Origin of the sequence: Fulvivirga lutea (assembly GCF_017068455.1) — a bacterium.
GTDB classification, from domain to species: Bacteria; Bacteroidota; Bacteroidia; order Cytophagales; family Cyclobacteriaceae; genus Fulvivirga; species Fulvivirga lutea.
The window spans coordinates 2,849,292-2,863,000 of record NZ_CP070608.1 but is presented as its reverse complement, the minus strand read 5'-3'; the positions used below and the strand labels follow the sequence as shown (position 1 = coordinate 2,863,000).

Here is a 13,709-nt window from a genome sequence, read left to right as displayed (position 1 = left end):
ATTCAAGACAGCCATCTTGTAATATAATAACCAGAAACACTCACACTTGCAGTGAGAATAATACCCCAGGCAATATCTATGAATACAATTTTTAGAGGCCAATCCTTCAAGGTTGCAAGGTTGGTGAGATCATAAGTCGCATAAGTGAAAAACCCAAACAAAGCACCCAATAAAATGGCTTTCCAAGCCGATTCTTTCTCAATAGCTGGGAAAATGGCAAAGATAAATATGCCTATAATGAATAGTAGATAAAAAATGATGGCCGCTGTCCAATTTACGTTTGGAGCCAAAAAATTACCTAATAGTCGATTATAAAGATCTTTAGCAATAATGCCCAACCAAAGTAAATCAATGGCAAAAAAGACTATAGTCGTCAGCAAATAGCTTAATATGAGTTTAGGTATTGGCATTTCATTGTTTTGTAGTAGAACAATTCATAGTGTAAATAGTTAAATCTAATTCTTAACGACAGTCACTAACTCATCATTTTTCCAGATTCCTTTAGCGATTACCTCACCCTCTTTATTATAAAAAACACCCTGACCGTTACGCATATCTCCTGCCCACTCGCCTTTGAAACGATCTCCATTAGGCCATGAATAAGTACCAATTCCGCTGCGTTCATCATTTACATAGGAGCCTTCATAATATTCACCATCCGGCCAAAAGAATTTACCCTCACCATGCCGCATATTATCTTTCCAATAGCCCTCATAACGACTTCCTGTATTCAACAAACCAATTCCTTTTCCATTAGCCATCTTGTTTTTCACTGAACCTACATAATGTACCTCGCGGCCTTTTTTAGTCTTAAAAGTAATGTAATCGCCTCTGGTGTCTTGTTTTAATTGCCTTTCAAGGTTATTTATTTGATGATTGGCTTTATCCAAGGCAAAAATTAATGAGTCGTATTTTCTTACTTCAGCTGGCGTGGCATATCGGGTTGACTCTGCATCCGCACCTTCATCTGCCTGTGTCGTATCCTCTTCAACTATTCTTTCCTGCGATTTAGCTTTTAGCATATTCACAATGGCAATTCGCTGATCAATCGCATCTACTAACCAGGAAGGTATGGAATCTTTATGGGCATTCTCCTTTACCTTCATTACATCAGCATATCTACCTTGTTGGATAAGTGAATCAAGATAGAGAAGTGCTTTTATATCTCTTTGCAAAGATTCATTACTATTTTGAAGGGTTTCGAGCTTTGAAGAATCACTCTTATCTTCTGCAGTTTGAGTAAAGAAATAAAATGCCAATGCTGCGAATACAATTGTCAGTAAATAACTAAATAAGAGCCGTTTAGGTTGGTTGAACATACTTATTGTTTAATTAATCACCAGTATGGATTGATGGCAACTTATGCTTTACTTTTCTTAAGTCAGGAGAAAAATATACATGAAAACGCATCGTCCATTTTTGCTTATAAATAGTCCCATCGGAAATATCCTGACCATGCGAATGCATAACACCTGTAGCCACGCTGAGTCGTGGGTTGATGATGTAACCAAACGAGGCATGAAGCCTTAAATCTTCCATAGGACTGTCAATTACAGGCCCACCACTCTGCATAATGAGCTCAGCTTCAGGAGAAAAGTAAAATGTGTTTGATCCTAATTTAGGTTTACCAACCGGCATTTTTAGTTTAAACATATAGCGCCATCTGTTTCTGAAAATAAATTCACTATCCGGATTAAACCCTTTAGTCCATCTGTGTTCCACCCTCAAACGATGGTATACCATTAGCCTATCAAATGGCATAGCAAACATATATTCATGCCATATCCGCCATTCAGGAACAGTGGATTTTTGGCCTTCTGTGTTTTTTGCGGTATTCCAATTAACTCTAAGTACACCACCCAGACTAACATTAAACTTCTTTGAAAAAAGATAACTCAGAGCATGGCGATTGTAGATTTGAGCGATCTGACCTGCAAAAGGAGTTCCATCCTTTTCCTCAGTTCTAAAATGTGTTTGCGCTATCCAAAATAAATGATTACTGATGCGGATATTGCCATAGGTGTTAATCCACATGGCAGTTACAGGTTCTTTATAAACCGATTCTTTAGGACGATCTTGTGCCATCAGACAGCCAGACGTTGCTGCCCAAATCATCACACACAAGGTGCAAAATATGACTGACTTATTAATCATCCCCTTCAGTTTGTAAAGTATTTTTAATTGAAAATAAACTTAGAATTTCAACAGCATCATTTTCTTTTTTGAGCTTGCGCTCTAATTTTTTAGTATCAGCATTACGTAGCTGTTGCATCTGAATGAATAACTTATCAAAAAGATCGGCTAAATCTTGGGCATTGGCACAATTGAGTTTTAATTCAATAGTTTCATATAGATATGGCTGTAGAATATTGAAATAAGCATTAGTAATTCGCCTTTTAACTTCCTCATCCATTAAGGTTGCTGTAAACGGATTCCAGACCTCATCTAAGTAGAGCTGTTTTATCTCTTCATCTCGTTGTTGCTGAAGGGCTAGTGTTTCAATCAAAATCTCCAATTGGTTAAAACACTTAATCAACTCTCTAGCTTTCGTTGGTTTATCTGCCATATTTTCAAATGTAGAATACTGGCTTAGGCTGCCTTTTGCAAATGATTTAATGGTTTGAAAAGACTTGGCAGTGGATTGTGCACTCTTTGTCATCAGTGTATCAATCATAGCATTAAGCGTATCATTTTCCTTAATTATCTGCTCCTCTAGTGCCATTAACTCCTGTTCCTGCAGCTCTCTCGTAAGTTTATTCGATAAGGTCTTATTTATATTTTCTATTACAGTATCCAGGTATTTCATCCATTCGCTCAAGCCTTCTAAATCTGTTTTGGCCAATTCGAATTGAGTGTAATTATTAGATAAGTGGGTTTGTGTAAAAGAAGAGTCGTTAAATTCATAACTCACGGTAAATGACGCACGAAGGGAGTCTTGTGCAACTTTAGAAAGAATACTGTTTCTTGGTACATATTTTAGTAAATCAGCACTTTGATATTCTAAAATCTCTTTAACAGTTTTTAGATACTGTTTATTAATCAGCTTTATAACGCTAGTTAAAAACGCTACTTCCTGATCTGATAGTTTTAATAGGCTCAGTTGTGTGCTTGCCAGTAATGAAGTGGCAATTTCACTCGATTTCTCATACAATTCTTTTGTTTGATTGATATACCTTAACTCCTTGTTTGTTAATGGGTTAAGATTCAATTTAACCTTAAATTCAGGTCGATATTTTGTATCTCCTAGTGCACTTAGAACGGAAAATATCTTATCGTACTGATCCGCATTTTGGCTTAAGAGACTATTAACGCCATCTTCTATTTGAGCATGGTTATCTGAATTGAGTTTTAGAAATAGATTAATAACAGCCAGATAGTTAGCATCTAGATTAACCGATACTGGATTAGTGATTGCATCATTAAAAATAGTTGTTGTGTAGGTAGTGTCTGATGATTTAACTTTCACATGCTTGAGTATTCCATCAATAAACTGCCAGGTTTCAATAGAACTTGGATCGCTAGATGAGTACAGTTCCCAAACATCATGAGCGAGTCCATCTCTTAAAAATCTACCAATAAGTGTATTGGTTTCGTTTTGTATCTCAAAACTCTTTTGAGGAATGCCATTGGCAAAATCTACCTGACTTTTGAATAATGTTGATTCGGCCTCTCCTTCTTTAATTTTATTGATAGAATGCTCCCATTTACCGTTTGGCTTTCCATTTTGCAACGAACCGTAAGCTTCATGCTGCGTGCCATTTAAGGCTACTTGATATTTAAAATCGTTAAGATTTACATTTTTGGTGGTGCTGGCCTTATACTCACCGAATGTAAATCGCCAGTCGCCAACAGGCACATTATTATCAAACCTTCCTTTGAAATTAAAGTAACTGTCCTTCCCTTTTATGAGCTGCTCGACATTGGATTGAAAATGTTCAAAATCACCTGTTAAAATTGTATCTCCATCAGAAATTTGAAAATCAAACTGAGCAACTCCCTTGTAATCAAGCACTTGGTATGGCCCTTTATATTGCAACGCAAATTGGCCATGAGTCATCGAGACACAGAGTACTATTAGTGTGGATGTGAATAAGATTTTCTTTATGAAGATCATTTCATAAAGAAAGTAAAATTTAGGGAAAGGTATATGCAGCAAGTAAGAAACTCGCATACTTTAAAGGGTTAATGTTGAATACGGGTTATTTCCGGAAAGAAAATCTTTCATTATTGATCATTCAGATGTAACCTTTGAGTCGCACCAATGTATATCCATTCAAATTCATTTAATTTACACCCATGCCTTTTAGCGATATCGTATTAGTAATTATTAGCGGATTAGGGGTTATTCACGGCCTTTTTTTAGCAGTGTTTCTATTCACCTATACGAAAGGCAACTCACTGACCAATAAATTGCTTGCCTACTTGCTTTTGATCCTCTCATTCAGAATTGGCAAATCAGTATTTCTTGAGTTTGCTGAAGATTTACATACAAAAATCATTTTCATAGGTTTAGCCACAATGTTTATGATTGGCCCATTATTTCTAATGATGGTAAAGACTTTAACGGATCAATCGTTCACTGTAAAGTCAAAACACTATTTACATTTTATTCCGGCACTTATTGGTTTGATTTTTGGATTTTGGATGGAAGAAGTCTATTTATCCATCTATCCTATTTGGCTATTTGCCATCGCTTTTCTTACGTACTACCTGCATTTATTGATCTATTTGTTAATTGGCTTTCTTACAGCCAAGAAAAATAGTGACAACCTCAACCAAAGTGGTTTTAAACTCATCAAATTGTTATTTTTTGGTTTAATTATAATCTGGTTTGCCTATGTTCTAAATCTATTCGATGATGACATTCCATATATCATTGGTCCGATTTTATACTCAATGGCAGCGTATACGATTAGCTTTATTGTTATTAAAGAAGGTTTAATTGAGAAAGTAAATTCTATAAAATATAAAACAACTTCTGCGACTGATGAGCAAATAAATGAATTGTATCATAAAGTGGAAAAGCTAATCGAAGAAGAGAGCTTATTCGAAAATGCTGATTTAACGTTACAATCATTAAGCAGCTCCATGAGAGTAAGTCCGCAATTGTTATCAATGGCTATTAACAAGAAGGCAAATCAAAACTTCAATAGTTTCATCAATCAATTCAGAATTGAAAAGGCTAAGTCTCTTTTCGAAAATGAGGCGTTTAATAATCGCACCATCTCCTCTATTGCATTCGATGTTGGATTTAACAGCATATCGAGTTTCAATACTGCATTCAAAAAACTAACAAAGGAAACCCCAAACAGCTACAGAAATAAATTCATCAAATGATCATTAAGTCTTTCGAAATGATCATTCAATAAGATTATTACATGTTATAAGACTTCATTTGTTCAAAAAAAGAAAAATGAAAGTCAAAAAAATTATCAAGTGGTCGTTAGGCGGAATAGCCACATTTATTATCCTATTGGTTGGATTTGGTTTTTGGTTCATAAGCCTAATAAAAACCGATGCCTCTGAAAAAGTAGATTACTCAAATATTACACCTCAAGAGATTCCTTACTTGTCTGAAGATTCAATCAGACACCGAGGCAGAATATTAGCAGTTGTTACAAGTATCGATAAAATGGGTACTAGTGGAAAAGGAACAGGTTTTGAATTTACTGAGCTGTCTAGAGCATATTATGTGTTTATTGCTAATGGGTTTGAAGTTGATGTAGCTAGTCCTAAAGGCGGTGAAGCTCCTGTGGTGATGGATGATATGGGTATGTATGACTATGCATTTCTAAATGATAAGGTAGCTCAGTATAAAATTAAAAACACAATTCCTATCTCAAATATCAATTCAAAAGATTATGAAGCCATTTACTTTGTGGGTGGCAAAGGGACCATGTTTGATTTTCCAGACAACGCTCAATTACAATCAGTTGTAAGAGATTTATACGAATCTGACAAAGTAATTGGTGCTGTTTGCCATGGCCCTGCAGCCTTGGTAAATGTTCAATTAAGCAATGGTGATTTGCTTATTAAGGATAAGAAAGTTTCAGGCTTCACCAATGCTGAAGAGCTATTACTAATCAGTGATGCTCGTGAAATATTTCCTTTTTTATTGCAGGATAAGTTATCACAAAATGGAGCTCAGTTCATTGAAGGTGCTAAGTATTTAGAAAATGTAGTGGTTGACGGCCGTGTGGTAACTGGTCAAAATCCATGGTCTACATGGCTTATTGCCGAAAGCATGATTAAGCAAATGGGTTATGAACCTAAAGCCCGGGAAATAACAGGTGAAGAGAATGCCGAAGCTATTTTAAGCGTATATGAAACATATGGCTACGAACGCGCTGTTAATAAACTTGAGCAATTAAAATCTCAGACTGTAAAAGTCAATAAAGCACTCATTGGAGGTCATTCACTTATTGCTATTTGGCAGCTACAATTAGGACGAGCGTACGACATGGTTGGTTTGTTGAGAAGATTAAATTAAAACTGATATTTAATAAACAAGGCACTCTGTTGAGTGCCTTGCAATTAAAAATTAATATCAATGTGCCGGTTATATCCTTTGTTCAAATCATTCCAGGGCAATCGCACTTCTAGCCTTTCATCCACTTTGCGTGCTTCAATGTTTTCATAATCAATGCCATTTGTGATAGGAAAAGCAGCAACTACTTGCGGAACAGTTAATATGCCTGAATCAGAATCGAAAAGCATTGGATGATGCACAATTACTTTCCCGTTCAATATTTCTACCTGAAGATCCAGAATATCTACACCTGGAACTCTGGCCGTTAATAAATAGGATTCACCCTCTTTTCTTATTGCTATTTGAGGCTCACTTCGCCCACCGTTTAATGTATTATTTATGTCTACTGATTTTAATATCTCGTGAACTACTTTAATATCTCTGTCGTATCTCATAGTATACTAATTTAATGTTGCAACATCATATACAAAGTCAATGCCTATTCATATTTAACGACAGACTGTCATACAAACCTGCCATTTAGGCTTAATCAACTCTTTTTGGTAAATTTAAATACGCATGAATTACAGTTTTCAATGAGTTAACTTTTACCTGATTTGGAACCTTATACACTTACCATAAAAGACGATTATTTACTAATTACCGGCAATGGTTCTAGGAAGGATGTAGTCCAATTCATTCATAGCATTGATTTACTCAATAAGCTCGCACAACATCATGGGCTCGATAAAATGCTAGCCGATTATATGAAAGTTTCTTTTGATTTTGAGCCATCTATGGCCTTAAAACAAATAAAAGAACTCCATATTGAGCCAATTGATAATACCTTGAAAATTGCCTCGATAATAAACGAAGAGATGTTAGACCTAAAGCATATTTGGGAACTGGCTTGTAAAAAGAAAGGCATTCATACTAAAGTGTTTATTGATCCTGATAAAGCTAAAGCATGGCTCAATTCTCTTAATTAAGCTTTCCTTACAAACTCTGACTTCAAGGCCATAGATCCAAAACCATCAATTTTGCAATCAATATTGTGGTCACCATCTGTAAGTCGGATATTCTTAACCTTAGTCCCAGCCTTAATCGGTTTTGGTGCGCCTTTCACTGGCAAATCTTTAATTACTACAACGGTATCTCCATCTTGTAGCACATTACCATTAGAATCAATGATAGTTATGTCTTCAGGTTCTTCTGTTTGTGATTCAGCATTCCATTCATGTCCGCACTCAGGGCACATCATCAAAACTCCTGTTGAATATCCATAAGGTGAATTACATTCCGGACAGCTATTTTTATCTGACATATTATTATTTTTTAAAGTCTTCGAATTTTAAACTAACAATATCGCCCAGTTGATAGCTCATTTTTGAAGAAACAATAATTAGTTCCTTATCTACCTGAACCACGACCTCAGCATAATTACCTAAAAACTTATTCATTATAACTTTCCCTGCTAGTCCCTCATCTACCTTTTCTTTAATTGCTATTTTATCAGGTCTTACAATGAGATTTTCTTTAAATGATGTGCCATTGGTTTTTAGCAAACTCGGATTAATAAGATTATAGGCACCTAGTAAACTAGCTACATATTCATTTATAGGATCATAGTATACAGTTTTTGTCTCATCATCTTGAATTACTTGTCCGTTCTTTAAAACAATTATTCGCTCTGCCCATGGTAGAATGTCTGTAGGTTCATGAGCAACCAGTATTAATGAGGTTCCAAGCAAATTTTCAATAGCATCTAAGGCGTTCTTAATAATTCTTTTATGTGCGTAATCCAGATTAGAAAAGGGTTCATCAAGCAACAACCATTTTGGTTTTTTCAAAAGCTGTTTGGCCAAAGCTACTCGCTGTTTTTCCCCACCAGATAGTTCTTGAGTTATTCTAAGTCTTAAATCTTTTAATTGACAAGCGGCATAGATCTGATTGAGATCTTCCTCAGAAAACGAATATTCATCGAATAGATATTCTTCAACAGTAATGAATTTTGGTAACTGATAATGCTGCGATAAGTATGCAATATCTTTATGCCCTGCGATGAGCCTCTCGTGAGCACCTTCTACCCTCTCGTTACCAATAAGAACTTCCCCATCATCCGGCTGCTCTAAACCGGCCATAAGCTTCAATAAGGTCGATTTACCTGAACCAGTTTCACCAACCAGAGCTGTACGAACCCCGTGCTTAAAGAATAAATCAGTCTTAATTAAGGCCTTCCGGTCTGAATTATAGTTCTTCGATAGGCTCGATAAGGTTAAATCGCTCATGCCACGCAAAGCTGCACAATATGATTAAATACCTGCCAGATTTCAACATTAAATACAATCCAATAAATCCATTATCTTAGATTAAATCAAACCGTAATTCTATGAGTGTTATAAGACTGATATTTTCAATATTATTACCCCCTGTTGGTGTTTTTCTAACAGTAGGAATAGGTGGTGCATTTTGGTTGAATATTCTCCTTACTCTCCTTGGGTACCTCCCAGGTATTATTCATGCTGTATGGGTGATTGCTAAACATGACAAGTAAACTTCACTATTACTACATATAATGTTTTCTCTAAAACCATCACCTCCTGCCCCAAAGCTGCCAGAAGATAAAATTGATGCTGAGTACAAAAGACAAAGAGTTAAAGTCTTTGCTGGAATTTTCATTGGTTATGCAGCCTACTATCTGGTAAGAAAAAATTTCACTTTGGTAATGCCTGATTTAATTGAACAGGGTTTTAGCAAAACAGAGCTTGGTTTTGCTCTTTCCGGAGTGTCCATTGCTTATGGGTTAAGCAAATTTTTGATGGGCAATGTGAGTGACAGAAGCGATGCACGCAAGTTTATGTCGATCGGCTTGGCGTTGTCTGCCTCATTAATGATTGCTATGGGACTCATACCCATTCTGACCTCATCAGTTACAATCATGTTTATCATTCTTCTTTTAAATGGTTGGTTTCAAGGCATGGGTTGGCCTCCAAGCGGAAGAGTAATGGTACATTGGTTTTCCATTAAAGAGCGTGGCACAAAAATGTCAATATGGAATTTAGCTCATAATATTGGTGGTGGACTCATAGGCCCATTAGCGATACTAGGTGTTTCATGGTTTGGCGAATGGGAATCTAAATTTTACCTACCTGGCGTAATCGCCCTGGCTATAGCATCAATAGTTTATTTGTTGGTTAGAGATAGGCCCACCGTATGTGGTTTGCCCCCTATTGAAGATTATAAAAAAGACTATCCAAAAGATAAGCTAAAGTCAGACGAGGATACAAATTTTAGTGCCAGGGAAATATTCTTTGATTATGTATTTAACAATAAAGTATTATGGCACATAGCAATTGCCAATGCCTTTGTTTATCTGATTAGATATGGAGTTTTAGATTGGGCACCAACCTATCTTTCTGAAGCCAAACAATTTTCATTGACACAAACCGGATGGGCTTATTTTCTTTATGAATGGGCCGGAATACCAGGCACCATCTTGGCCGGATATGTGAGCGATAAATGGTTCAGAGGCATGCGCGGGCCTGTGAGTGTTATTTACATGGTTTTAGTTTTACTGTTCATCCTAATTTATTGGCAAAACCCCGCAGGAAACCCATTGATTGATAGTATTTCCTTAGTGGGTATTGGATTTTTAATCTATGGCCCAGTAATGCTTATTGGTGTTCATGCACTTGATTTAGTGCCGAAGAAGGCTGCTGGTACTGCAGCTGGGTTTACGGGCTTATTTGGCTATTTAGGAGGCGCTGTGTTTGCTAATGTAGCAATGGGTGCTATTGTTGATAGTTATGGCTGGGATGGCGGATTTATCACCTTAGTATCTGCTTGCATACTATCAATAGTACTTATCCTTTTTGCATGGAAACTAGAAATTAAGCTCGATTAGTCAGTACTATCCAAAAAGTCTTGTAAATCGTCAAGAATCTCTTCTACTTCTTCTTTTTTAAGCAGGTAAGCGTCATCCTGTTTGATATTGTTTTGATAATGATTCCAATGCTTTTTTGCTTTTTTTAGAACTCGAGGCGTAATGTTAAATTCCTTATAATCAAGTAGTTCTTTAGCCAATTTAGAAACCTTGAATGAACCAAAAAGATACAGTTTGAAAATTTCAACATAATGATCACTTACATCAAATCCATCAAGAGACATTAATAAATCGCCAGCAATTGCAGAATTGTCCTTCTTATTGACGGCTTCTATCAGCGGTTCAAGAGCTGCTCCGTTATTCTTCATTAACCCAAGCGTTCTGGATGCAAGAAATTGAACATCAGGATTATTATTTTTAAGCAAAGAGACAAGGTGATTTAATGTCTCATCACCACCTATTGCTCCTAATGAATCTGAAGCCTCAAAGGCTTTTTCATCATCTCCTTTTTCAATTATTGAGAGAAGTTCCTTTTCGTCTATTGGCATTTATAATCTGTGCTTAGTTACTAAAGCTTTCTTCCAAAAATTTTAATGTTTTCATCGGGTCTTTCAATTTCATATGCGCCTTTTGTTCATCACTCTCTAGATCATGAAATTCAATACAGCCTCTCATAAATCCTTTCATCTCGTAGGTATTTCCAATGGTCAAACCATCAGGTAAATACATACCCCTACTACCCGTTTCAATATTCATTACTAAATGTTCTTTTACATACATGTTTTCGAACAGCGTTGAATTGCCGAATTTAATTTTTTCCTTGGATAAAAAGTCATTTAAATTACGTTGGTCTTTTTCATCCCAATCACCTTTTTTCTGTTTATCAATAGCATTTTTTATAGCTGCTTTATCCATTTCATTATTCAGGAACTCACTTGCTTCTTCGTTTGCCTGATCCATAAATTGGTCAGCTAAAGCTCCTGCAAAAGATAATGTAGTGGGGTATGGATTTCTAAAATGAACGAATTTACCATAACTCTCAAAAACAGGCACATACGCTCCATCACATTCAACAAATTTATTTTCCTCACCATCATTAACCACAATTAGCTTGATGGATTGGTCATTTTCATAATTATACACCTCTCCTGCTGCAGTCTTCATTTGCACCACATTATAGAAGAATTTATTATAGTTTAAAAGTGACAATTTACCCTCAATTTTTTCACCATTATCTAGTACGATATACCCGTCAACCCCGTTACTTGAATCAAACTGAATTGGCTCGGGTTCATTCTCGGTCTTAGCGTTGTTTGTTTCATTTTTAGTAACAACTTCTTCTTTTTTCGTAGCCTCCACGTTATTTACTTTCAAGAATTCCTCATAAGATAACTTATTATTCTTATCCAGTAGTCCATATCCTTTATGCCTATTCATTTTGCTGGTATTACCATTGTTATCTGTTATTATTAGCGTTACGCCAGCATTATTATAGGCCTTTACTTCCAATTCTCCTATAAGGAGTTCATTGGTTTTAAAGTCTACTACATAACCAAAATGAGGTGCATAAACAGTTACCAACTGATTTTCTTTTTCGATTTTCCATTCTTTATCGCCCAACCTCTTGTATCCATTTAAATATTGATCTTCATAATTCTTATTCGACTTGGCCATTAACACCTCTTGAGATACCTCTTGCTCAATTTCATCTACCTGATTGCTTTCGTAAAAAATCACATTTGATGATTTATCTTTAGCAAATAGAATATCTGAAGACTCCGATGTGTTTGCTTTTGCAACTAAACCTTTAAGGGTACTATCATCACTTAATTTTATAATTCCGGGAGCAAATAAAGTCTCTATTGGGTTCGAATAAACATTATTGGGGTCATTGTCTTCACTGATATAGGCATAATAATCATCAATTTTGAAGGCAAACCCATACTCTTTTATGTCAGCATAATCTATTTTCTCCTCATTTACCTCAACATCCTTCATGATATTCTCTTTTTTATAAACTGTGAGGAGACCTTCTTTTCTGCTACCATTATTTAGTATCATATACCCCTTAAATGAATATGACTTATCATTTGATAAATCACTGGCACGGGGCTTCCAGTTCACTAACTTCCAGGGTCCAACAAACTTTTCGTCTTTAAAAAGCTTAGCGCCATAACTGGTAATGTTCTCAACATCAATTTTGCTTTTATTTTTATCGTTATCGCGTAATTCAATGGATACTAATTTACTCTTGACTTCACGGAGTTCAATTCTACCTTCCATTTGGCTACCATCTTTTAAATTTACATAGCCATAAGGTGCATAGCCCTTTCTCACATCTATCAATTTGGTATCTTTCTGCACCCATGTAAAATCATATGGAGTTTCATTTATTACGCCATCTCTTAAACCAAATTCTTTAACGCTATTATCAAAAAGAATCAATTTTCTGCCTGATGTTGTGATGATCTTAACTCCCCAAATCTTATCAAATGACGCTCCGTAGATAGATATTTGTCCTTGAAGTTCTGTACCATCGGTTAAGATCACATAGCCATTATCATATTTAGTGGAATAGGAATATGATATACTATTTCTTGTTTTGTAATTATTTTCCTGACTTGTGTTCTTCTGTGCAGTGACGTCTATATTAATTAATAAGGCGATCAGACAGATCGTAGTAATGTTCAGAACATTCTTCATAGTATCAGATTGATTTTGAGTTGCTAAATAAAATTTTAACAATTTGATTATTAATTAATTATGTTCCTAATAATCATTTGCTTAATAAATTTTAGTACGGATTTTTACTGACTAAACAAGTAGTTATCATCCATATTGCTATTTTTGGTCTGAAACCCGAACCACCATGGAATTTCCAATATTTTTAGAATCAGAAGAAGATAAAGTTGCATGTACTCATTCATGCGAAGCCATAGAATCTTTTCTAAAACGTAAAGGTGAAAACCTTAAATACCAGGAATTTAAAGACTTCATGAACTCTCAAACCTATTCATCTCAGGAAATTGAGTTGGCTACATTGCAGGAAGTGTATAAAGAGCTGGCTCGGGTTGGACTTTGTCTGAATATCAATCTCGAAGGCTCAGCACAATATGATGTCACTTTTAAAATGGCTGAATCAATGTGGATAATAGCACATGTAAAATACATGGCCGAATACATTCGTGACAAAGGGGAAACGGAATTGTTGGATTATGTTGCCTCCTGGTTGAAAGTGCTAACTGAAAAGCAGATCAGTGAGTTTTCAGATATTGAGAAGTATATTTAGGTATAATTCGGTTTTAAAATTTGTTTCAGACCTTAATTTCTTACAATAAAATATTTTCGGTTAATTAA

The 13,709-nt window shown here is 35.6% G+C and carries 15 protein-coding genes; 6 read left to right on the top strand and 9 right to left on the bottom strand.

The window, feature by feature from the left end:
• Window positions 1-2: 2 nt before the first annotated feature.
• From JR347_RS12815 to JR347_RS12800, 4 genes are read right to left on the bottom strand one after another with little or no spacing between them, the layout of a single operon-like run.
• Window positions 3-410 (bottom strand): DUF2177 family protein, encoded by a 408-nt coding sequence (locus JR347_RS12815; RefSeq protein WP_205720994.1) that lies wholly within the window; start codon window positions 408-410, stop codon window positions 3-5.
• A gap of 45 nt (window positions 411-455) precedes the next feature.
• Window positions 456-1,319, bottom strand: a complete 864-nt coding sequence (locus JR347_RS12810) for an MORN repeat-containing protein (RefSeq protein ID WP_205720993.1) — start codon at window positions 1,317-1,319, stop codon at window positions 456-458.
• Between the two features lie 13 nt (window positions 1,320-1,332).
• Window positions 1,333-2,154 (bottom strand): DUF2490 domain-containing protein, encoded by an 822-nt coding sequence (locus JR347_RS12805; RefSeq protein WP_235689670.1) that lies wholly within the window; start codon window positions 2,152-2,154, stop codon window positions 1,333-1,335.
• Window positions 2,147-4,012 (bottom strand): hypothetical protein, encoded by a 1,866-nt coding sequence (locus tag JR347_RS12800; protein ID WP_205720992.1) that lies wholly within the window; start codon window positions 4,010-4,012, stop codon window positions 2,147-2,149. The genes JR347_RS12805 and JR347_RS12800 overlap by 8 nt, the downstream gene beginning before the upstream one ends.
• Before the next feature lie 284 nt (window positions 4,013-4,296).
• Between JR347_RS12800 and JR347_RS12795 the strand changes: the two genes are divergently transcribed.
• Together JR347_RS12795 and JR347_RS12790 are read left to right on the top strand one after the other, a co-directional pair.
• Window positions 4,297-5,337 (top strand): helix-turn-helix domain-containing protein, encoded by a 1,041-nt coding sequence (locus tag JR347_RS12795; RefSeq protein WP_205720991.1) that lies wholly within the window; start codon window positions 4,297-4,299, stop codon window positions 5,335-5,337.
• Between the two features lie 76 nt (window positions 5,338-5,413).
• Complete coding sequence (locus tag JR347_RS12790) at window positions 5,414-6,490, top strand: type 1 glutamine amidotransferase domain-containing protein (RefSeq protein ID WP_205720990.1); 1,077 nt, start codon at window positions 5,414-5,416, stop codon at window positions 6,488-6,490.
• A gap of 44 nt (window positions 6,491-6,534) precedes the next feature.
• Here JR347_RS12790 and JR347_RS12785 read toward each other — a convergent pair whose 3' ends face one another.
• Entirely contained in the window at window positions 6,535-6,924 is a 390-nt protein-coding gene (locus JR347_RS12785) for an Hsp20/alpha crystallin family protein (protein WP_205720989.1), read from the bottom strand.
• A 162-nt stretch (window positions 6,925-7,086) separates the two neighbouring features.
• On the opposite strand from JR347_RS12785, the gene JR347_RS12780 reads away from it, so the two are divergent.
• Window positions 7,087-7,458: a hypothetical protein gene (locus JR347_RS12780; protein ID WP_205720988.1), complete on the top strand. Its 372-nt coding sequence runs from the start codon at window positions 7,087-7,089 to the stop codon at window positions 7,456-7,458.
• Here the strand turns inward: JR347_RS12780 and JR347_RS12775 are convergent.
• Together JR347_RS12775 and JR347_RS12770 are read right to left on the bottom strand one after the other, a co-directional pair.
• Complete coding sequence (locus JR347_RS12775) at window positions 7,455-7,793, bottom strand: zinc ribbon domain-containing protein YjdM (RefSeq protein ID WP_205720987.1); 339 nt, start codon at window positions 7,791-7,793, stop codon at window positions 7,455-7,457. The genes JR347_RS12780 and JR347_RS12775 overlap by 4 nt on opposite strands.
• Window positions 7,794-7,797: 4 nt before the next feature.
• Window positions 7,798-8,757, bottom strand: coding sequence for an ATP-binding cassette domain-containing protein (locus tag JR347_RS12770; protein WP_205720986.1), 960 nt, complete (start codon window positions 8,755-8,757; stop codon window positions 7,798-7,800).
• A gap of 101 nt (window positions 8,758-8,858) precedes the next feature.
• Between JR347_RS12770 and JR347_RS12765 the strand changes: the two genes are divergently transcribed.
• Both JR347_RS12765 and glpT read left to right on the top strand, forming a co-directional pair.
• Entirely contained in the window at window positions 8,859-9,023 is a 165-nt protein-coding gene (locus tag JR347_RS12765; RefSeq protein WP_205720985.1) for a YqaE/Pmp3 family membrane protein, read from the top strand.
• Between the two features lie 21 nt (window positions 9,024-9,044).
• The gene (glpT, locus tag JR347_RS12760; protein WP_205720984.1) at window positions 9,045-10,373 is read left to right on the top strand and encodes a glycerol-3-phosphate transporter; all 1,329 of its coding nucleotides are present in this window, start codon (window positions 9,045-9,047) and stop codon (window positions 10,371-10,373) included.
• Here glpT and JR347_RS12755 read toward each other — a convergent pair.
• Together JR347_RS12755 and JR347_RS12750 are read right to left on the bottom strand one after the other, a co-directional pair.
• On the bottom strand, window positions 10,370-10,900 hold the full coding sequence (locus tag JR347_RS12755; RefSeq protein ID WP_205720983.1) for a HEAT repeat domain-containing protein: 531 nt from the start codon (window positions 10,898-10,900) through the stop codon (window positions 10,370-10,372). The genes glpT and JR347_RS12755 overlap by 4 nt on opposite strands.
• A 13-nt stretch (window positions 10,901-10,913) precedes the next feature.
• On the bottom strand, window positions 10,914-13,055 hold the full coding sequence (locus JR347_RS12750) for a hypothetical protein (protein WP_205720982.1): 2,142 nt from the start codon (window positions 13,053-13,055) through the stop codon (window positions 10,914-10,916).
• Between the two features lie 166 nt (window positions 13,056-13,221).
• Between JR347_RS12750 and JR347_RS12745 the strand changes: the two genes are divergently transcribed.
• Window positions 13,222-13,641, top strand: a complete 420-nt coding sequence (locus tag JR347_RS12745) for a hypothetical protein (RefSeq protein ID WP_205720981.1) — start codon at window positions 13,222-13,224, stop codon at window positions 13,639-13,641.
• Window positions 13,642-13,709 lie beyond the last annotated feature (68 nt).

What these genes read in the sequence shown, in the direction of transcription:
- JR347_RS12815 (WP_205720994.1), bottom strand. Translation starts at nt 410, where the DNA reads ATGCCAATACCTAAACTCATATTAAGCTATTTGCTGACGACTATAGTC.
- JR347_RS12810 (WP_205720993.1), bottom strand. Translation starts at nt 1,319, where the DNA reads ATGTTCAACCAACCTAAACGGCTCTTATTTAGTTATTTACTGACAATT.
- JR347_RS12805 (WP_235689670.1), bottom strand. Translation starts at nt 2,154, where the DNA reads ATGATTAATAAGTCAGTCATATTTTGCACCTTGTGTGTGATGATTTGG.
- JR347_RS12795 (WP_205720991.1), top strand. Translation starts at nt 4,297, where the DNA reads ATGCCTTTTAGCGATATCGTATTAGTAATTATTAGCGGATTAGGGGTT.
- JR347_RS12790 (WP_205720990.1), top strand. Translation starts at nt 5,414, where the DNA reads ATGAAAGTCAAAAAAATTATCAAGTGGTCGTTAGGCGGAATAGCCACA.
- JR347_RS12785 (WP_205720989.1), bottom strand. Translation starts at nt 6,924, where the DNA reads ATGAGATACGACAGAGATATTAAAGTAGTTCACGAGATATTAAAATCA.
- JR347_RS12775 (WP_205720987.1), bottom strand. Translation starts at nt 7,793, where the DNA reads ATGTCAGATAAAAATAGCTGTCCGGAATGTAATTCACCTTATGGATAT.
- JR347_RS12770 (WP_205720986.1), bottom strand. Translation starts at nt 8,757, where the DNA reads ATGAGCGATTTAACCTTATCGAGCCTATCGAAGAACTATAATTCAGAC.
- JR347_RS12765 (WP_205720985.1), top strand. Translation starts at nt 8,859, where the DNA reads ATGAGTGTTATAAGACTGATATTTTCAATATTATTACCCCCTGTTGGT.
- glpT (WP_205720984.1), top strand. Translation starts at nt 9,045, where the DNA reads ATGTTTTCTCTAAAACCATCACCTCCTGCCCCAAAGCTGCCAGAAGAT.
- JR347_RS12755 (WP_205720983.1), bottom strand. Translation starts at nt 10,900, where the DNA reads ATGCCAATAGACGAAAAGGAACTTCTCTCAATAATTGAAAAAGGAGAT.
- JR347_RS12750 (WP_205720982.1), bottom strand. Translation starts at nt 13,055, where the DNA reads ATGAAGAATGTTCTGAACATTACTACGATCTGTCTGATCGCCTTATTA.
- JR347_RS12745 (WP_205720981.1), top strand. Translation starts at nt 13,222, where the DNA reads ATGGAATTTCCAATATTTTTAGAATCAGAAGAAGATAAAGTTGCATGT.